General features: G+C 62.3%; 15 protein-coding genes. 13 read left to right on the top strand and 2 right to left on the bottom strand.

Features of this window, described 5'->3' with window-relative positions; genetic code table 11:
* The first annotated feature begins 43 nt into the window (after positions 1-43).
* Positions 44-907, top strand: a complete 864-nt coding sequence (purU, locus tag ACVJGD_RS13370) for a formyltetrahydrofolate deformylase (RefSeq protein WP_456634771.1) — start codon at positions 44-46, stop codon at positions 905-907.
* Positions 908-931: 24 nt separating this feature from the next.
* Here the strand turns inward: purU and ACVJGD_RS13365 are convergent, their stop codons facing one another.
* Positions 932-1210, bottom strand: a complete 279-nt coding sequence (locus tag ACVJGD_RS13365) for a hypothetical protein (RefSeq protein ID WP_456634770.1) — start codon at positions 1208-1210, stop codon at positions 932-934.
* A gap of 329 nt (positions 1211-1539) precedes the next feature.
* Between ACVJGD_RS13365 and ACVJGD_RS13360 the strand changes: the two genes are divergently transcribed.
* From ACVJGD_RS13360 to ACVJGD_RS13305, 12 genes are all read left to right on the top strand, one after another.
* Positions 1540-2712, top strand: coding sequence for an ABC transporter substrate-binding protein (locus ACVJGD_RS13360; RefSeq protein WP_456634769.1), 1173 nt, complete (start codon positions 1540-1542; stop codon positions 2710-2712).
* Between the two features lie 43 nt (positions 2713-2755).
* Positions 2756-3625, top strand: a complete 870-nt coding sequence (locus tag ACVJGD_RS13355) for a branched-chain amino acid ABC transporter permease (protein ID WP_456634768.1) — start codon at positions 2756-2758, stop codon at positions 3623-3625.
* Positions 3626-3633: 8 nt separating this feature from the next.
* Positions 3634-4665 carry a branched-chain amino acid ABC transporter permease gene (locus ACVJGD_RS13350; protein ID WP_456634767.1) on the top strand — a complete coding sequence of 344 codons (1032 nt, stop codon included), beginning with the start codon at positions 3634-3636 and terminating at the stop codon, positions 4663-4665.
* Positions 4662-5414 carry an ABC transporter ATP-binding protein gene (locus ACVJGD_RS13345; protein WP_456634766.1) on the top strand — a complete coding sequence of 251 codons (753 nt, stop codon included), beginning with the start codon at positions 4662-4664 and terminating at the stop codon, positions 5412-5414. Before ACVJGD_RS13350 ends, ACVJGD_RS13345 begins: the two co-directional genes overlap by 4 nt.
* Complete coding sequence (locus ACVJGD_RS13340) at positions 5407-6123, top strand: ABC transporter ATP-binding protein (protein WP_456634765.1); 717 nt, start codon at positions 5407-5409, stop codon at positions 6121-6123. Before ACVJGD_RS13345 ends, ACVJGD_RS13340 begins: the two co-directional genes overlap by 8 nt.
* Positions 6124-6147: 24 nt before the next feature.
* A complete protein-coding gene (locus ACVJGD_RS13335) occupies positions 6148-7266 on the top strand; it encodes a cobalamin-independent methionine synthase II family protein (protein WP_456634764.1) in 1119 nt (372 codons plus the stop codon).
* 99 nt (positions 7267-7365) lie between these two features.
* The gene (locus tag ACVJGD_RS13330; protein ID WP_456634763.1) at positions 7366-8721 is read left to right on the top strand and encodes a hypothetical protein; all 1356 of its coding nucleotides are present in this window, start codon (positions 7366-7368) and stop codon (positions 8719-8721) included.
* A gap of 60 nt (positions 8722-8781) precedes the next feature.
* The gene (gene metK, locus ACVJGD_RS13325; RefSeq protein WP_456634762.1) at positions 8782-9978 is read left to right on the top strand and encodes a methionine adenosyltransferase; all 1197 of its coding nucleotides are present in this window, start codon (positions 8782-8784) and stop codon (positions 9976-9978) included.
* A gap of 90 nt (positions 9979-10068) precedes the next feature.
* Positions 10069-11499, top strand: a complete 1431-nt coding sequence (gene ahcY / locus ACVJGD_RS13320; RefSeq protein ID WP_456634761.1) for an adenosylhomocysteinase — start codon at positions 10069-10071, stop codon at positions 11497-11499.
* A gap of 129 nt (positions 11500-11628) precedes the next feature.
* Positions 11629-13095: a flavin-containing monooxygenase gene (locus ACVJGD_RS13315; protein ID WP_456634760.1), complete on the top strand. Its 1467-nt coding sequence runs from the start codon at positions 11629-11631 to the stop codon at positions 13093-13095.
* Between the two features lie 165 nt (positions 13096-13260).
* Positions 13261-13413, top strand: a complete 153-nt coding sequence (locus tag ACVJGD_RS13310; protein ID WP_456634759.1) for a hypothetical protein — start codon at positions 13261-13263, stop codon at positions 13411-13413.
* Between the two features lie 840 nt (positions 13414-14253).
* The gene (locus ACVJGD_RS13305) at positions 14254-15183 is read left to right on the top strand and encodes an aspartyl/asparaginyl beta-hydroxylase domain-containing protein (RefSeq protein WP_456634758.1); all 930 of its coding nucleotides are present in this window, start codon (positions 14254-14256) and stop codon (positions 15181-15183) included.
* A 14-nt stretch (positions 15184-15197) separates the two neighbouring features.
* On the opposite strand, the gene ACVJGD_RS13300 is transcribed toward ACVJGD_RS13305, so the two are convergent.
* Entirely contained in the window at positions 15198-16034 is an 837-nt protein-coding gene (locus ACVJGD_RS13300; protein ID WP_456634757.1) for an alpha/beta fold hydrolase, read from the bottom strand.
* Positions 16035-16351: the final 317 nt, after the last annotated feature.

Raw genomic sequence — 16351 nt, 5'->3', positions numbered from 1 at the left:
TTCATCAACCAAGCCCTCATCAGCCAAGTCTCGATCCATCGCCATGTCCGACCCTCAATTTGTCCTGACCCTGTCCTGCCCCGACCGCCCCGGTATCGTCTCGGCGGTCTCGACCTTTCTCGCCCATAACGGTCAGAACATCCTGGACGCCCAGCAGTTCGACGATATCGAGACCAAGAAATTCTTCATGCGGGTGGTGTTCACGGCCGCCGATCTCGCGGTCGAATTGTCGGCGCTGCAGACCGGTTTTGCCGCAATCGCCGAGCGTTTCGGCATGCACTGGCAGATGCGCGACCGTGCAAGCCGCCGCCGTGTGATGCTGCTGGTGTCAAAATCCGATCACTGCCTGGTCGATATCCTCTATCGCTGGCGCACCGGCGAATTGCAGATGATCCCGACCGCCATCGTCTCCAACCACCCGCGCGAAACCTACGGCCATCTCGATTTCGGCGAGATCCCGTTCCATTATCTGCCTGTGACCAGGGAGACCAAACGCGAGCAGGAAGCCGCGGTCTGGAAACTCGCCGAGGATACGAATACCGACCTGGTTGTGCTCGCGCGCTACATGCAGATCCTGTCCGACGAGCTGTCGGCAAAGCTCGCGGGCCGCTGCATCAACATCCACCATTCCTTCCTGCCGGGCTTCAAGGGCGCGCGCCCCTACCATCAGGCGCATGAGCGCGGCGTCAAATTGATCGGCGCCACCGCGCATTACGTCACCGGCGATCTCGACGAGGGGCCGATCATCGACCAGGACGTCGAGCGCATCAGCCACCGCGATACGCCCGACGATCTCGTCCGCAAGGGCCGGGATATCGAGCGGCGCGTCTTGGCCCGCGCCATACGCTACCATCTCGAGGACCGCGTGATCCCCAACGGCCGCAAGACGGTGGTGTTCGTCGACTGAGCGGAGTGGGGCGCTTGCCCTTCCTCAATGAGCGGCATCCTGGGACTTCGGCGCGGACTTGTTGTCGTCGCCGCGCTCCGAAGCGGGCATCAGCCGTTTGCGCTCCCGTTCGCGCATGAATTCGTCATATTGGGCCGTACCCGGCCGGGGTGGGGCGTCCGCGGGCAGCCCGCCAGCCCAGGCCGGAATCAGGTCCGCCGTGCCAGCCGACAGCTTCTCGTTGATGGTACCGCATCCGCTCAAGGCACAGCCTGTCAGAGCGAGGGCGAAGAGGGTTGCGAGATAGCGGGAGCTGGTCGGCATCGCGATGCGGGGGTGTCGTGGGTTTGAAGGTTTGGACCGAACTGCGCCAACCCTTGGCACAAGTCGGCGGACCCTAGTTTCGAAATGGTAAGATAGCCTTATCACGTCCTGTTAGAGGTATTATAAAACCTCAATCCGTCGGATATACAGAGGACGCCGCTGGCGGCTCCTGGCGGTCAGCCCACCGACACCATCCTTACGTCGGCTTGACAAACCGGTGCCGGACGACGCCATTCGCCGCGCTACACCGCCGAACAATCTGGGCTATGGTGAGGCAAGGGCCGGGGACTCGGTTCGATCCGCAAGAACGATGAGGGGGAGAAGCGTTCATGTTCATTCGCCGTCAATTGTTGCTGGTTGCGGGCGCCATTGTCGCCGCGGCCGCCGCTGTACCCGCCCAGGCGGAGGAAACGGTCAAGATCGGCCTGATTGTGCCGATGACCGGGGGGCAGGCCTCGACCGGCAAGCAGATCGACAATGCGATCAAGCTCTACATGCAGCAGAAGGGCGACACCGTCGCCGGCAAGAAGATCGAGGTCATCCTGAGGGACGACGCCGCGGTTCCCGACAATACCAAGCGGCTCGCCCAGGAGCTGATCGTCAACGAGAAGGTTAACATCATTGCCGGTTTCGGCGTCACCCCGGCCGCGCTCGCCGCGGCGCCCCTGGCGACGCAGGCGAAAGTTCCGGAAATCGTCATGGCGGCCGGCACCTCGATCATTACCGAGCGCTCGCCCTACATCGTCCGCACCAGCTTCACGCTACCGCAATCCTCCACCATCATCGGCGACTGGGCGGTCAAGAACGGTATCAAGAAGGTGGCAACCCTGACCTCGGATTACGCGCCCGGCAACGACGCACTCGCTTCGTTCAAAGAGCATTTCGTCGCCGGCGGCGGCGAGATCGTCGAAGAGGTGAAGGTACCGCTCGCCAATCCCGACTTCGCGCCATTCCTGCAACGGATGAAGGATTCGAAGCCGGACGCCATGTTCGTGTTCGTGCCGGCCGGGCAGGGCGGGAATTTCATGAAGCAATATGCCGAGCGCGGGCTGGACAAGAGCGGCATCAAGGTGATCGGCCCCGGCGACGTCATGGATGACGATCTCCTCAACAACATGGGCGATGCCGCGCTCGGCGCGGTCACCGCGCATCTCTATTCCGCCGCGCACCCCTCGCAGCTCAACAAGGAATTCGTCGCCGCCTACAAGAAGGCGTTCAACAACCGACCCGGCTTCATGGCGGTGGGTGGCTATGATGGAATCCATCTGATTTATGAAGCCCTCAAGAAGACCGGCGGCGACGCTACCGGCGACAAGCTGATTGCGGCGATGAAGGGAATGAAGTGGGAGAGCCCGCGGGGGCCGATCTCGATCGACCCTGAGACGCGCGACATCGTCCAGAACATCTATATCCGCAAGGTCGAGAAGGTCGACGGCGAACTCTACAACGTGGAATTCGCCACCTTCGAGGCCGTCAAGGACCCCGGCAAGACCAAGAAGTGACGCGGGCGTCATCGTTGGCGCTGGCTGATCCTGGCTTAAGTCCATGACCACGCTGTTCACCATCCTGTTCGACGGCGTCGCCTACGGCATGCTGCTGTTCGTGCTCGCTTGCGGGCTCGCGGTCACGCTCGGGCTGATGAACTTCGTCAACCTCGCGCACGGCGCCTTCGCGATGGCCGGCGGTTACATCTGCGCGGTGCTGGTAAACAGTTCCGGCTGGCCGTTCTTTGCAGCGCTACCGCTCGCCTTCGTCGTCAGTGCCGCGATTGGCGTGGTCCTGGAGCGAACGCTGTACCGTCATCTCTATGCGCGCAGCCATCTCGACCAGGTGCTGTTCTCAATTGGCCTCGTCTTCATGTCGGTCGCTGCGGTCGACTACATCATGGGCTCGTCGCGGGTCTTCATCAAATTGCCGGCGGCGCTCGAGGGGCAGTTCGACGTCTTCGGGGTCGGCATCGGCCGCTACCGGCTGATGATCATCGTGATCTGCGGTTTGCTCACGGTGGCGCTGCAATTGATCCTGGCGCGCACGCGCTTCGGCAGCCGCCTGCGCGCGGCGGTCGATGATCCTCGCGCGGCGATCGGGCTCGGCATCAATGTGCCGCAGGTCTTTGCGTTCACCTTCGCCTTCGGTTGCGGGCTCGCCGGCCTCGGTGGCGCCTTGAGCGCGGAGATCCTCGGCCTCGATCCCTATTTCCCGCTCAAATTCATGATCTACTTCCTGATCGTAGTGACGGTGGGCGGCTCCTCCTCGATCACCGGGCCGTTCCTGGCTTCGCTCCTGCTCGGCATCGGGGATGTCGCCGGCAAGTATTATGTCCCGAAGATGGGGCCGTTCGTGATCTACACCATCATGATCGTGATCCTGATCTGGCGTCCGAACGGCTTGTTCGGCCGCACGGCCGCGCGTTGAGGGGAGCGATGACCACGCTTCCCGACGTCTCCACGAATGCGATTGCCGGCGCCCGCTGGCGACCGGGCGAGATTGCCTTCTGGATCGTGGTCGTCGCCTGTGGCTTCCTGTTTCCATCCCGCTACCTGATCATGACCGACATCGTGCGGCTCGCTTTGTTCGCGCTGTCGCTCGACTTGATCCTCGGCTATGCCGGTATCGTCTCGCTCGGGCATGCCGCGTTCTTCGGCGTCGGCGCCTATTCCGCCGGGCTTCTGGCACTGCATGGCGTCATCAACGAGCCGGTGGTTGCGCTCGTGGTCGCAGGCCTTGCTGCCATGGTGCTCGGCTTCTTCACCAGCTTCCTTGTCATCCGCGGCGTCGATCTGACCCGGCTGATGGTGACGCTCGGCATCGCGCTGCTGCTGGAAGCGCTCGCTGAGCGTTTTTCCAACGTCACCGGCGGCACCGACGGGTTGCAGGGCATCGAGATGCAGCCGATCCTTGGCCGCTTCGCCTTCGACATCTTCGGCAAGACCGGATTCTTCTATTCGGTGATCGTGCTGTTCCTCCTGTTCCTGCTGGCGCGGCGGATCGTGCATTCGCCGTTCGGCCTGTCGCTGCGCGCGATCAGGAACAATCCCCTCCGCGCCGCCGCGATCGGTATTCCCGTCAATCGCCGATTGATCGCGATCTATACCGTCTCTGCATTCTATGCCGGAATCGCCGGCGCGCTGTTCACGCAGACCACGGCGCTCGCCTCGCTCGACGTGTTCTCGTTCGAGCGTTCCGCTGATCTGATGCTGATGCTGGTCATCGGCGGCACCGGCTATCTCTATGGCGGCCTGATCGGCGCCGTCGTGTTCAAGATGCTGCAGGAGCTGTTTTCGACCATCACGCCGCAATATTGGCTGTTCTGGATCGGGCTGGTGCTGGTCGTGATTGTCCTGGTCGGCCGCGCCCGCATCCATCGCTGGGCGCTTTGGCTGCCCAACCTCATCATCCGGCAATTTGCCGGCCGCAGGGCTGTCGTCGTGGTGCCTGAGAGCGACCCGTCATGACGATCGCGCTGGAGACCATTGGATTGGAAAAATCCTTCGGCGGCCTGCGCGTCACGCGCGACCTTTCGCTCAGGATAGAGCAGGGCGCCCGCCACGCTTTGATCGGGCCGAACGGGGCCGGCAAGACCACGGTGATCAACCTGCTCACCGGGGTGCTGAGACCTAACGCCGGCCGCATCCTGCTCGAAGGCCGCGACATCACCAACCTGCCGGTGCACAAGCGCGTGCTGCGAGGCCTGTCGCGCACGTTCCAGATCAACCAGCTCTATCCCGATCTCACCCCGCTCGAGACCATCGGGCTCGCGGTCTCCGAACGGATGGGCCGCGGCGGCGACTGGTGGAGGCGGATGGGGACGCGGGCGGACGTCAATGCCGAGATCGCGGAGATCCTGGCGCGGTTTCACCTGCTCGACGTGATGAACGAGCTCACCGTCACTTTGCCCTATGGCAAGCAGCGCCTGCTCGAGATCGCGGTCGCGATCGCCGCCAGACCCCGGGTGCTGCTGCTCGACGAGCCGGCGGCCGGCGTGCCTGAAAGCGAGCGTCATGACATCCTGGCCGCGGTCGCGGCGCTGCCGCGCGAGGTCACGGTGCTCCTGATCGAGCACGACATGGATCTGGTATTCTCCTTCGCCGATTGCATCTCGGTGCTGGTCAACGGTGCGCTGCTGACCGAAGGTCCGCCCGATGTGGTGGCGCGCGACCCGCAGGTAAAGGCGGTCTATCTCGGCGAGGCGGCCGATGCGTGAGCTGCTCGCGATCGACGGCCTGCGTGCCGGCTATGGTGAGGCGGTGGTGCTGCCGGGCATGACGCTGTCGCTCCCCGAAAGCCAGGTGCTGGCGCTGCTCGGGCGCAACGGCACCGGCAAGACCACGCTGATCAATTCCATTGTCGGCGTCACCCGCCGCTTCGGCGGAACATTGTCATTGAGCGGGCAGGACATCACGGCATTGCGCCCGGACCAGCGGGCCCGCGCAGGGGTCGGCTGGGTGCCGCAGGAACGCAATATCTTTCGCTCCCTCACGGTCGAGGAGAACATGACTGCGGTGGCCCAGCCGGGGCCGTGGTCGGTCCAGCAGATCTACCGGATGTTTCCAAGGCTCGAGGAGCGCCGCAACAATTTCGGCAACCAGCTCTCCGGTGGCGAACAGCAGATGCTTGCGATCGGCCGCGCGCTGACACTGAACCCGAAGGTGCTGCTGCTCGACGAGCCGATGGAAGGATTGGCGCCGATCATCGTTGAGGAATTGCTGCGGGCGCTCGGCACGATCACCCGCACGAGCGGCATCTGCTCCATCATCGTGGAACAGAATGCACAAAAGATTCTGGGGCTCGCCGACCGCGTTGTGATATTGGAACGCGGCACAATCGTTCACGATGCGGCAAGCGATGCCTTGAAGGCCGATCCCACGGTGCTCGAGCGGCATCTCGGGGTCTCCGGCGCCAAAGCGCATTAGTTCCGTCCCTAGGGAGTCGAAACCATGCAACGAACGAAACCTCCTTTCCGCGCCGACGAAGTCGGCAGCCTGCTGCGGCCACCAAAGATCAAGGAGGCGCGCGCCAGGCTTGAAAAGGGCGAGATCACGCCCGAGGCACTGCGCAAGATTGAGGACATCGAGATCGAGAAGGTCGTGCACCGTCAGGCCTCCACTGGCCTGAAGCTCGCGACCGACGGTGAATTCCGCCGCTCCTGGTGGCACTTCGATTTTCTCGCCAAGCTGACCGGCTGCGAACTGTTCCACCCGGACGTCGGCATCCAGTTTGCGGGCGTGCAGACACGTCATGATGCGATCCGCGTGATCGGCAAACTGGATTTCCCCGACGACCATCCGATGCTCGATCACTTCAGGTTTCTGAAGAAATTTGCCGACCAGGCCCATGTCACGGCGAAGATGACGATCCCCGCGCCGTCCGTCCTGCACTTCCGCGGAGGCCGCAAACTGATCTCGAAAGAGGTCTATCCCGAGCTCGAGCCGTTCTTCGAGGATCTCGGCAAGACCTACCGCAAGGCCGTGAAAGCATTCTACGACGCCGGCTGCCGCTATCTGCAGTTCGACGACACGGTGTGGGCCTATCTCTGCTCGCAAGAGGAGTTACAGAAGGCGCGCGAGCGCGGCGACAATCCCGATGGCCTGCAGGAGATCTACGCACGCGTCATTAATTACGCGATCGCGGACCGTCCGTCCGACATGGTGATCTCGACCCATGTCTGCCGCGGCAATTTCCGCTCCACCTGGATTTCGTCCGGCGGCTACGAGCCGGTGGCGCAAACGCTGCTCTCTGGCACCAATTACGACGGCTATTTCCTCGAATATGATTCCGACCGTGCCGGCGGTTTCGAGCCGCTGCGGTACTTGCCGAAAGGCAACAAGGTCGTGGTGGTCGGTGTCATCACTTCAAAGTTCGGCGAGCTGGAGAAGAAGGACGCCATCAAGCGGCGGCTGGAGGAAGCTTCGAAATTCGCGCCGCTCGAGCAACTCGCGCTCTCGCCGCAATGCGGCTTCGCCTCGACCGAGGAAGGCAACATCCTCTCCGAGGAAGAGCAGTGGGCGAAGCTTAGGCTCGCGGTGGAAGTCGCCGAAGAGGTGTGGGGCAGGTAACCTGCACTCTAGGCGAGAGGGCTTCAGGAAGTGGGCAGAAGGTGATAAGACGGCTACGTCACCCACCGCTGCCCACCGCTCTCCCACTGTCCTGGCCCAATGAAGAACGACGAAATCCTGAGCCAGATCACAGACTTCTGCCGCCGGGCGGATATGGCGGAGTCGACGTTCGGTCGTCGTGCGGTCAACGACGGCAAGCTGGTGCACCGGCTGAGGGAAGGTAAGCGGATCACCATCGATACGCTGGATCGCATCCAGGCCTTTATCGCCACGTCCACGCCCGGCGGGGTGGCGCCGCCCCGCGGCCTGGTCGTGCCGCCCGAAAAGCGCGATCCGCGGCAGAACTTCCGATTCTTCGAGAACCGGCAGAGATACCTGCTGTTCGTCCATACCTGCGGTGAGAAGCGGGTGATCGCGCAGCGCGTCGCGCTGGAGCTTTCCGCCATCCATCCCCGGCCGCCGGCGCTGCGGGTGTTCGACGCTGGCATCGGCGACGGTACGGTGCTGGCGCGAGTTCTGCGCGCCATGCATAGCCGCTTCCCGCATATGCCGTTCTATGTCGCCGGCAAGGAACTGAGCCTGGAGGACGTCCGGCTGACCCTGGAGAAGGTAGCGGATCGGTTGTTCGAGCATCCGGCTACCGTCTTCGTGCTGACCAATATGTACTACGCCGAGGCGCCCTGGCTGACCCCGAAATCGCCCACGGCGGCCGCCGGCACGCTCTGGCACGAGGTGGCGCTGCGGGGAGCATCGTCGGGCGATTTCGAGGCCCAGATCGCGGAACTCGGCCCATTTCTTGAGCAGAATTGGCGGGCTAGCGTCAGCCCACGATCCGGGATGCCCATCTATGAGCGCCCGGTGGTTTTGGTGCTCTACCGGGAGGATCAAAGGTTCCTGCTCGATTCGATCATCCCGCGGGCCGGCAAGTCCGAGGCCAATTTCGACCTCGTCATCGCATCCCAGCCATACCGGGCAAAATCGTCTGTGAATTTCCGCGCCAAGCGCATCATTGCGCCCCTGGCGCGTGCCTTGCGCGCCGGCGGACGCCTGATCGGTATTCACTCTCACGGCCACGATCCGGGCCTGGAAATTATTCAGGCAGTGTGGCCCGGAGAAAATCCTTTCGCCGTCAGCCGCCATGAGATATTGCGCGCCGTCAAGTACGAACTCGGATCGGTCGGACGCGATCTTAATTTTAACGCTTACGCCGATAACCGTTCGATCTTCCGATATGATATGGAAGCTTTGCCTAACGAGGTCACCGGGTCGATCGGAACCTCGACGGCTTTTGCAGCGTGGAACGCGGCGGTGTATGTCGCCCAGATCGAGGATGACCGGTTGACCGAGATGACGGAAAGCGGCCGAACTCTGGAGGCCACCCGCGAAGTTCTGCGCAAGCACAATGGGCTGTGGTTTTACGACGAATCCTACGTCATCTCGCGTCGTAGAGACTGACATTCCAGGGACACATTCAGGAACGAACGTCGGAGCACGACGAAAAAAGGGGTATGCTTGATGCGCGCGTCTTACCTGTTCACCAGCGAGTCGGTCTCGGAGGGACATCCCGACAAGGTCTGCGACCGCATTTCCGATGAGATCGTTGACCTGTTCTACCGGGAAGGCCCGAAAGCCGGGATCGACCCGTGGCAGATCCGCGCCGCATGCGAAACGCTCGCCACCACCAACAAGGTGGTGATCGCCGGCGAAACCCGCGGGCCCAAGTCGGTGACTAACGACCAGATCGAAAGCACCGTCCGCGAGGCGATCAAGGACATCGGCTACGAGCAGGAAGGCTTCCACTGGAAGACCTGCGACATCGAGATCCTCCTGCATCCGCAGTCGGCCGACATCGCGCAGGGCGTCGATGCGCTGCAGCCGGGCGAGAAGAAGGAAGAGGGCGCGGGCGACCAGGGCATTATGTTCGGCTACGCCACCAACGAGACGCCGGACCTGATGCCGGCGCCGATCTTCTACGCCCACAAGATCCTGCGGCTGATCTCCGAAGCGCGCCACTCCGGCCGCGAGAAGGTGCTGGGGCCGGATTCCAAGAGTCAGGTCACCGTGCAATACGAGAACGGCAAGCCGGTCGGCGTTCGCGAGATCGTGGTCTCGCACCAGCATCTGGTCGAGGACCTCTCCTCCAATCAGGTTCGCGACATCGTCGAGCCCTATGTGCGCGAGGCGCTGCCGAAGGAGTGGATCAACGGCAAGACCATCTGGCACATCAACCCGACCGGCAAGTTCTTCATCGGCGGCCCCGACGGCGACTCCGGTCTCACCGGCCGCAAGATCATCGTCGACACCTATGGCGGCGCGGCGCCGCATGGCGGCGGCGCCTTCTCCGGCAAGGATCCGACCAAGGTCGACCGCTCGGCCGCCTATGCCGCGCGTTATGTGGCCAAGAACATCGTCGCCGCCGGTCTCGCCGACCGCTGCACGCTGCAGCTCGCTTACGCGATCGGCGTGGCGCGGCCGCTGTCGATCTACATCGACACCCATGGCACCGGTAAGGTGCCGGAGGACAAGCTCGAGAAGGCGGTGGCGCAGGCGATGGACCTGACCCCGCGCGGGATCCGCAGCCATCTCGACCTCAACCGTCCGATCTACGCTCGGACCTCGGCCTACGGCCATTTCGGCCGCACGCCCGACAATGAAGGCGGCTTCTCCTGGGAGAAGACCGATCTGGTCGAGCCGCTCAAGCGCGCGGTCTGACTTTCTCCGTAATTGTTGTCCGTAACCGTGTCGCGTATTCCGGAAAGCTGAGATCGCTTTTCGGAATACGCTTTTTAAGGGATCAATCGCATGACCGCCGCCGCCAAGAAGCCTGCCTTCACCGACTACATCGTCAAGGACATCTCGCTCGCCGACTTCGGCCGCAAGGAAATCTCGCTCGCCGAAACCGAGATGCCCGGGTTGATGGCGACGCGTGAGGAGTTCGGTCCCAAGCAACCCCTGAAGGGCGCGCGTATTGCCGGCTCTCTGCACATGACGATCCAGACCGCGGTCCTGATCGAGACGCTGGCCGCGCTCGGCGCCGACATCCGCTGGGTCTCCTGCAACATCTATTCGACCCAGGACCACGCAGCGGCGGCGATCGCCGCGGCCGGCATTCCGGTGTTCGCGGTGAAGGGCGAGACGCTTACCGATTACTGGGACTACACCGCCAAGCTGTTCGACTGGCACGGCGGCGGCACGCCCAACATGATCCTGGACGACGGCGGCGACGCCACCATGCTGGTGCATGCCGGCTACCGCGCCGAGCAGGGCGACACCGCGTTCCTCGACAAGCCGGGCTCGGAGGAAGAAGAGATCTTCTACGCGCTGATCAAGCGGCTGCTGAAGGAGAAGCCGAAGGGCTGGTTCGCCGAGATCGCCAAGAACATCAAGGGCGTCTCCGAGGAGACGACGACGGGCGTGCACCGCCTCTACGAGATGGCGAACAAGGGCACGCTGCTGTTCCCTGCCATCAACGTCAATGACAGCGTCACCAAGTCGAAGTTCGACAACCTCTATGGCTGCCGCGAGTCCTTGGTCGACGGCATCCGCCGCGGCACCGACGTGATGCTGTCGGGCAAGGTGGCGATGGTCGCGGGCTTCGGCGACGTCGGCAAGGGCTCGGCTGCTTCGCTGCGCCAGGCCGGCTGCCGCGTCATGGTCTCTGAGATCGATCCGATCTGCGCGCTGCAGGCGGCGATGGAGGGCTATGAGGTCGTCACCATGGAGGACGCCGCTCCGCGCGCCGACATCTTCGTCACCGCGACCGGCAACAAGGACATCATCACCATCGAGCACATGCGTGCGATGAAAGACCGCGCCATCGTCTGCAACATCGGCCACTTCGACAACGAGATCCAGATCGCGCATCTGCGCAATCTGAGATGGACCAACATCAAGCCGCAGGTCGACGAGATCGAATTCCCCGACAAGCATCGCATCATCCTGCTGTCGGAAGGCCGCCTGGTGAACCTCGGCAACGCCATGGGCCATCCGTCGTTCGTGATGTCGGCCTCGTTCACCAACCAGACGCTGGCGCAGATCGAGCTGTTCGCCAACAACAAGGACGGCAAGTACGAGAAGAAGGTCTACGTGCTGCCGAAGACGCTGGACGAGAAGGTCGCCCGCCTGCACCTTGCCAAGATCGGCGTCAAGCTGACCGAGCTGCGCAAAGACCAGGCCGACTATATCGGCGTCAAGACGGAAGGGCCGTACAAGTCGGATCATTACCGCTACTGATCCCGGTTTCTCCTCAGCGAAATATTGCAAGGCCTCGGCGCGGTCCGGGGCCTTTTTCTTTGCCGCGGCCAACCAAAGCGAGTTGCAAATTGGCTCCCGCCTGCTCAATACTTCGGCAGGGAGAGCGTCATGACCGAGGCAGTGGAGCATTTCGATGTTCTGATCGTCGGCGCCGGGCTGTCCGGCATCGGCGCGGGCTATCACCTCCAGCAGAAGTGCCCGACCAAGAGCTACGTCATCCTCGAGGGCCGAGATTGCATCGGCGGCACCTGGGATCTGTTCCGCTATCCCGGCATCCGCTCCGACAGCGACATGTACACGCTCGGCTATTCGTTCCGTCCCTGGACCGAGCCGAAGGCGATCGCGGACGGGCCGCGCATCCTGAATTATGTGCGCGAGACCGCGGCGCAGAACGGGGTCGACCAAAAGATCCGCTTCAACCATCGCGTCAAGCGCGTCTCGTGGTCGTCGGACGAGGCGCGCTGGACCGTCGAGGCGGAGCGCAAGGCAAGCGAGGACGCGACCGAGATCGTGCGCTTCACCTGCAATTTCCTCTTCATGTGCTCGGGCTATTACAGATACGAGGAAGGCTACACGCCGGAATTCGCTGGCACCGCCGACTTCGAGGGCCAGATCGTGCATCCGCAGAAATGGCCCGAAAATCTCGACTATGCCGGCAAGCGCATCGTCGTGATCGGCTCGGGGGCAACAGCGGTGACGCTGGTGCCGGAGCTGGCCAAGGCGGCCGCGCACGTCACGATGCTGCAGCGTTCGCCAACCTACGTGGTGGCGCGGCCGGCGGAGGACGCGCTTGCCAACAAGCTCAGGCGCAACCTCTCGGCCAAGCTCGCCTATCATCTGATCCGCTGGCGCAACGTGCTGTTCGGCATGTATTTCTTCCAGCTCTGCCGCCGCAAGCCGGAGCGCGCCAAGCAGCTCATCCTCGGCGGCATCAAGATGGCGCTCGGTCCGAATTACGACATCGGCACGCATTTCACGCCGCGCTACAATCCCTGGGAGCAGCGGCTGTGCCTCATTCCCGACGGCGATCTGTTCAAGTCGATCCGCGAGAAGCGCGCCTCCGTCGTCACCAACCAGATCGACACCTTCACCAGGAACGGCATTCGCTTGAAGGACGGCAGTGAGCTTCCGGCCGACATCATCATTACTGCGACCGGCCTGGTGCTACAGGTGCTCGGCGGGATCGAGGTCAGCGTCGACGGTCGCATCGTCGATTTCGCAAAGACGCTGAGCTACAAGGGCATGATGTATTCGGATGTGCCGAACCTCGCCGCCGCCCTCGGCTACACCAATGCGTCCTGGACGCTGAAATGCGACCTCACCTGCGAATATGTCTGCCGTTTGATCAATTACATGGACCGGCAGGGCTTCAGGCAATGCGTGCCGCATAACCTCGATCCCTCGATCGAGGCGCTGCCGGCGCTGGATTTCTCGTCCGGCTACGTGCAGCGCTCGATCGCCAAACTGCCGAAGCAGGGCTCGAAGCGACCGTGGCGGCTCTACCAGAACTATGCGCTCGACATCGTCGCCCTGCGCTACGGCAAGGTGGATGACGGCGTGATGCGGTATTCGTGACAATCGTCACTGTTCTCGCAAAACATGCGCCTTGGCGCCTCATGGGTTGTTTTGCGTATTCGGGCTCGGTGCCGAATCAGCCATTCTGCTGCGACGGTTAACGCCGGATTAACCGAAACGCCCTACGCTGCACGGCCTGTGGCTGCTGATAGCAAGAGGAAGCCCATGGACGCCCAGCGAATTGCCGTCGATGCCCTCGTGGCGCTGACCGATTGCGACCGCGACGCCGCCGTTGCCTTCATTCGCCGCCTCTACCTCGCCGGCATCAAGGACCCCAAGCGCTTGACCTTTAAAGGCCTGCAGGCGCTGCGCGCGTGAACTTCAGGTCTGACACGGACGTGAGACCCTCATTCTGAGGAGCGCGGAACGCGCGTCTCCGGACGATGCTACGCAGCGCCGGGCGAAGGATGAGGCCGCGCCGGTGGCCTCGCCCTTCGAGACGACCGCTGCGCGGTCTCCTCAGGGTGAGGGGACAGATTCGCGTTCGCTGCCCTCGCAATGACGCGAGATGAGGCCTGATTCAATTTTCAAACAGCGTGAGGATACGAGTCAGCGTTCCCGCGGCATGAACTGCCCGAGGTTTGCGTCACTTTCCACCCTCCTCGAAATCAGAGGGCGCAGGGAAAGCCGGGTGCCGGTTGCACCCATGGGCCCCGTGCAACAAAACGCACGGGGGTAGGACCACAGGTCAACCGGAGCAACACCGGCTTTCCCTGCGCGATGGTTTTACGGCTTACTTCGTGCTCTCCCCGGTGACCGGGCTTTCTTGCCACCGTCGCCTCTTGCGCGAAAAAAGTTCGCGCAAAAAACTTAGCGCCAGCGTCGGGGCGCCAGGACCACACGACTTCGCCGTCCACGGATAGTCGCGCTCGTCAGTCGTGATACCCGCGTCCACCGCATCCCACCACGCGTTCGTGACGATCGCGATCCGCCCCTCTCATCGGGTGAGATGGCGCGGGGTTATAAATGTGATTTGCCCGACGGGTTAAGGGGAAAATTTTGGTGAGCAGGGACTGGACGACCCGATTCAACGTTGAAATTGCACGGAAAATTCGTCCCTGCGCGCCGGCCCCGAAAGCCTCCTCCGGATTGGCTTGTGCGACTCCGTTGGGTATAGGAAAAACGGGAGTGGTCGGTGACCACGATCATGAGACTACCATGTTGAAAACGCTCTTCGCGCCGCAGCTTGTGATCCTCTACATTCTTGCGGCATCCACCATCTATGTACATTTCCGCGGCCGCGAGCGGCTGCGCTTCGCCCGCCAGCTCGGCGATCACTCGACCTATCTCGCGCCCTACAACGTGCTGATGTACGCCGGCTCCGCCGTTCCGAACACGCCGGTGATCCCGGTCGAGAAATTTCCCGAACTCGCCAAGCTCGGCGAGAATTGGGAGACGATCCGCGACGAAGCGGTGCGACTGTTCGACGAGGGCTTTATCCGCGCGGCTGCGAAGAACAACGACTGGGGCTTTTATTCCTTCTTCAAGAGCGGCTGGAAGCGCTTTTACCTGAAGTGGTACGACGACTTCCTGCCGTCGGCGCGCGCGCTGTGCCCGAAGACCGTTGAGCTGTTGAACTCGATTCCGTCCGTGCACGGCGCGATGTTCGCGATGCTGCCGCCCGGCGGCAAGCTCGGCGCGCACCGCGATCCCTTCGCCGGCTCGCTGCGCTATCACCTCGGGCTGGTCACCCCCAACTCAAACAAATGCCGGATCCTGGTCGACGGCGTCGAATGCGTCTGGCGCGACGGCCAGGCGTTCATGTTCGACGAGACCTTCATCCACCACGCCGAGAACGCGACCGACGTCAACCGCATCATCCTGTTCTGCGACGTCGAACGCCCGATGAAGTACGGCTTCATAACCGCGGTCAACCGCTGGGTGAGCCATCACATCGTCAAGGCCTCCGCCACGCAGAACGTGGATGGCGAGCATGTCGGCGTTCTAAACAAGGTGTTCGGCAAGCTCTACGAGATTCACCTGGCCAGCCGCCGCGTGAAGGAGTGGAATCGGAGCGTCTACTATACGCTGAAATATTCGCTGGCGGTGCTGATCCTCGGCCTGATCGTCGCGTCGGCGCTGCGGTAATCCGCCCTACGGTCCTACGGAAGCGCCGCACCGGCGTTGGCAACGAGCGGACTGTCGGTCGGCGCAGGCGCCAGTTCGCTGCTGCTGCCCTTGGTGAGAAACTCGTCGAGCGTAGCCTGGATCCTGTGCTTGACCGAATAAGGTCCACGGTCGCACATGTCGGTATGCTGGAATTGCGTATTGATGATATCGATAACTTGCTTGTTGGCCTGTTCAGGGGCCGGCAACACGCCGGGATCGGTCTTGAAGTTGGGGTCTTTCGAGCGGAACGACAGGATCTTCAGCCTGTGGTCAAGCACGAAGGGAACGCGCAGATTGTCCAGCGTGATCACCTTTGATACCAGTTCGGGATGTTGCTTGGCGTAGTACATGGCGATATCGCCGCCATTCGAATGGCCGACGAGCGTCAGATGATCGTAGACGGCATTGGGCTCAAGCGTCCTCAGCTTCGAGAGCACAAAGCCAATATTGGCTTCGCCCTTCTTGTAGACGCCAAGCCTGCCGACATAGGGCAGTCCCACCTTCGTCACCAGCGGAGGGTCGGTCGGAATATCCTGTTGAATGCTTGCGACCAGATATCCGTCCGCGGCTAGCACGTTTTCCAGGAACGAATACTCGGTGTTCTTGACCGTGTTGCCGTTGCTGATGATCGCGACCGGGAGCTTCCAGAATCTGGCATTGGCCTTCATCTCGTAATCCGCACGCACGGCAAGATCGACCGGCACCAGCCGTTGTCGGGTCTCATCATAGAGACTCAAGCTCTCGTGCCGAATTCCCCACTTGCTCACGCCAAAATAGGCCGCGCCGGAAAGGGCGCAGAGACAGGCGAAAACGACAATTCCTCGCTTCATTGCTTCCATCCCGTCGTTTTTTCTTGGTTTTGATTTTCTGTTAATATGGTTGTGCCTGACGAAAAAGGCACTAAGTCCCGCGGCCACATTAAATTTCCGTGAGCTTCTTGAAATTTCCGTGAGCTTCTTGCGCTGGCATCGCTGGGCCTGCGCAGGAATGAAGCGGCGTGCTGGTCGCGAGGACGCAAGCGATCGTGTTCGCCTTCGGTCAGCCGATCCACTTGAGGTCCAGCCGTCGCTCCCCACGTCGTTGGAACGTTCAATAGTCTGGCGCGTTTCGTCACGATCAGAAAAGAGGGGGCGTCGGAGGAATGCTT

The organism is Bradyrhizobium sp. USDA 10063, from assembly GCF_054063735.1.
The sequence above is the reverse complement of the archived record's forward strand: the minus strand, read 5'-3'. Positions and strand labels throughout refer to the sequence as shown.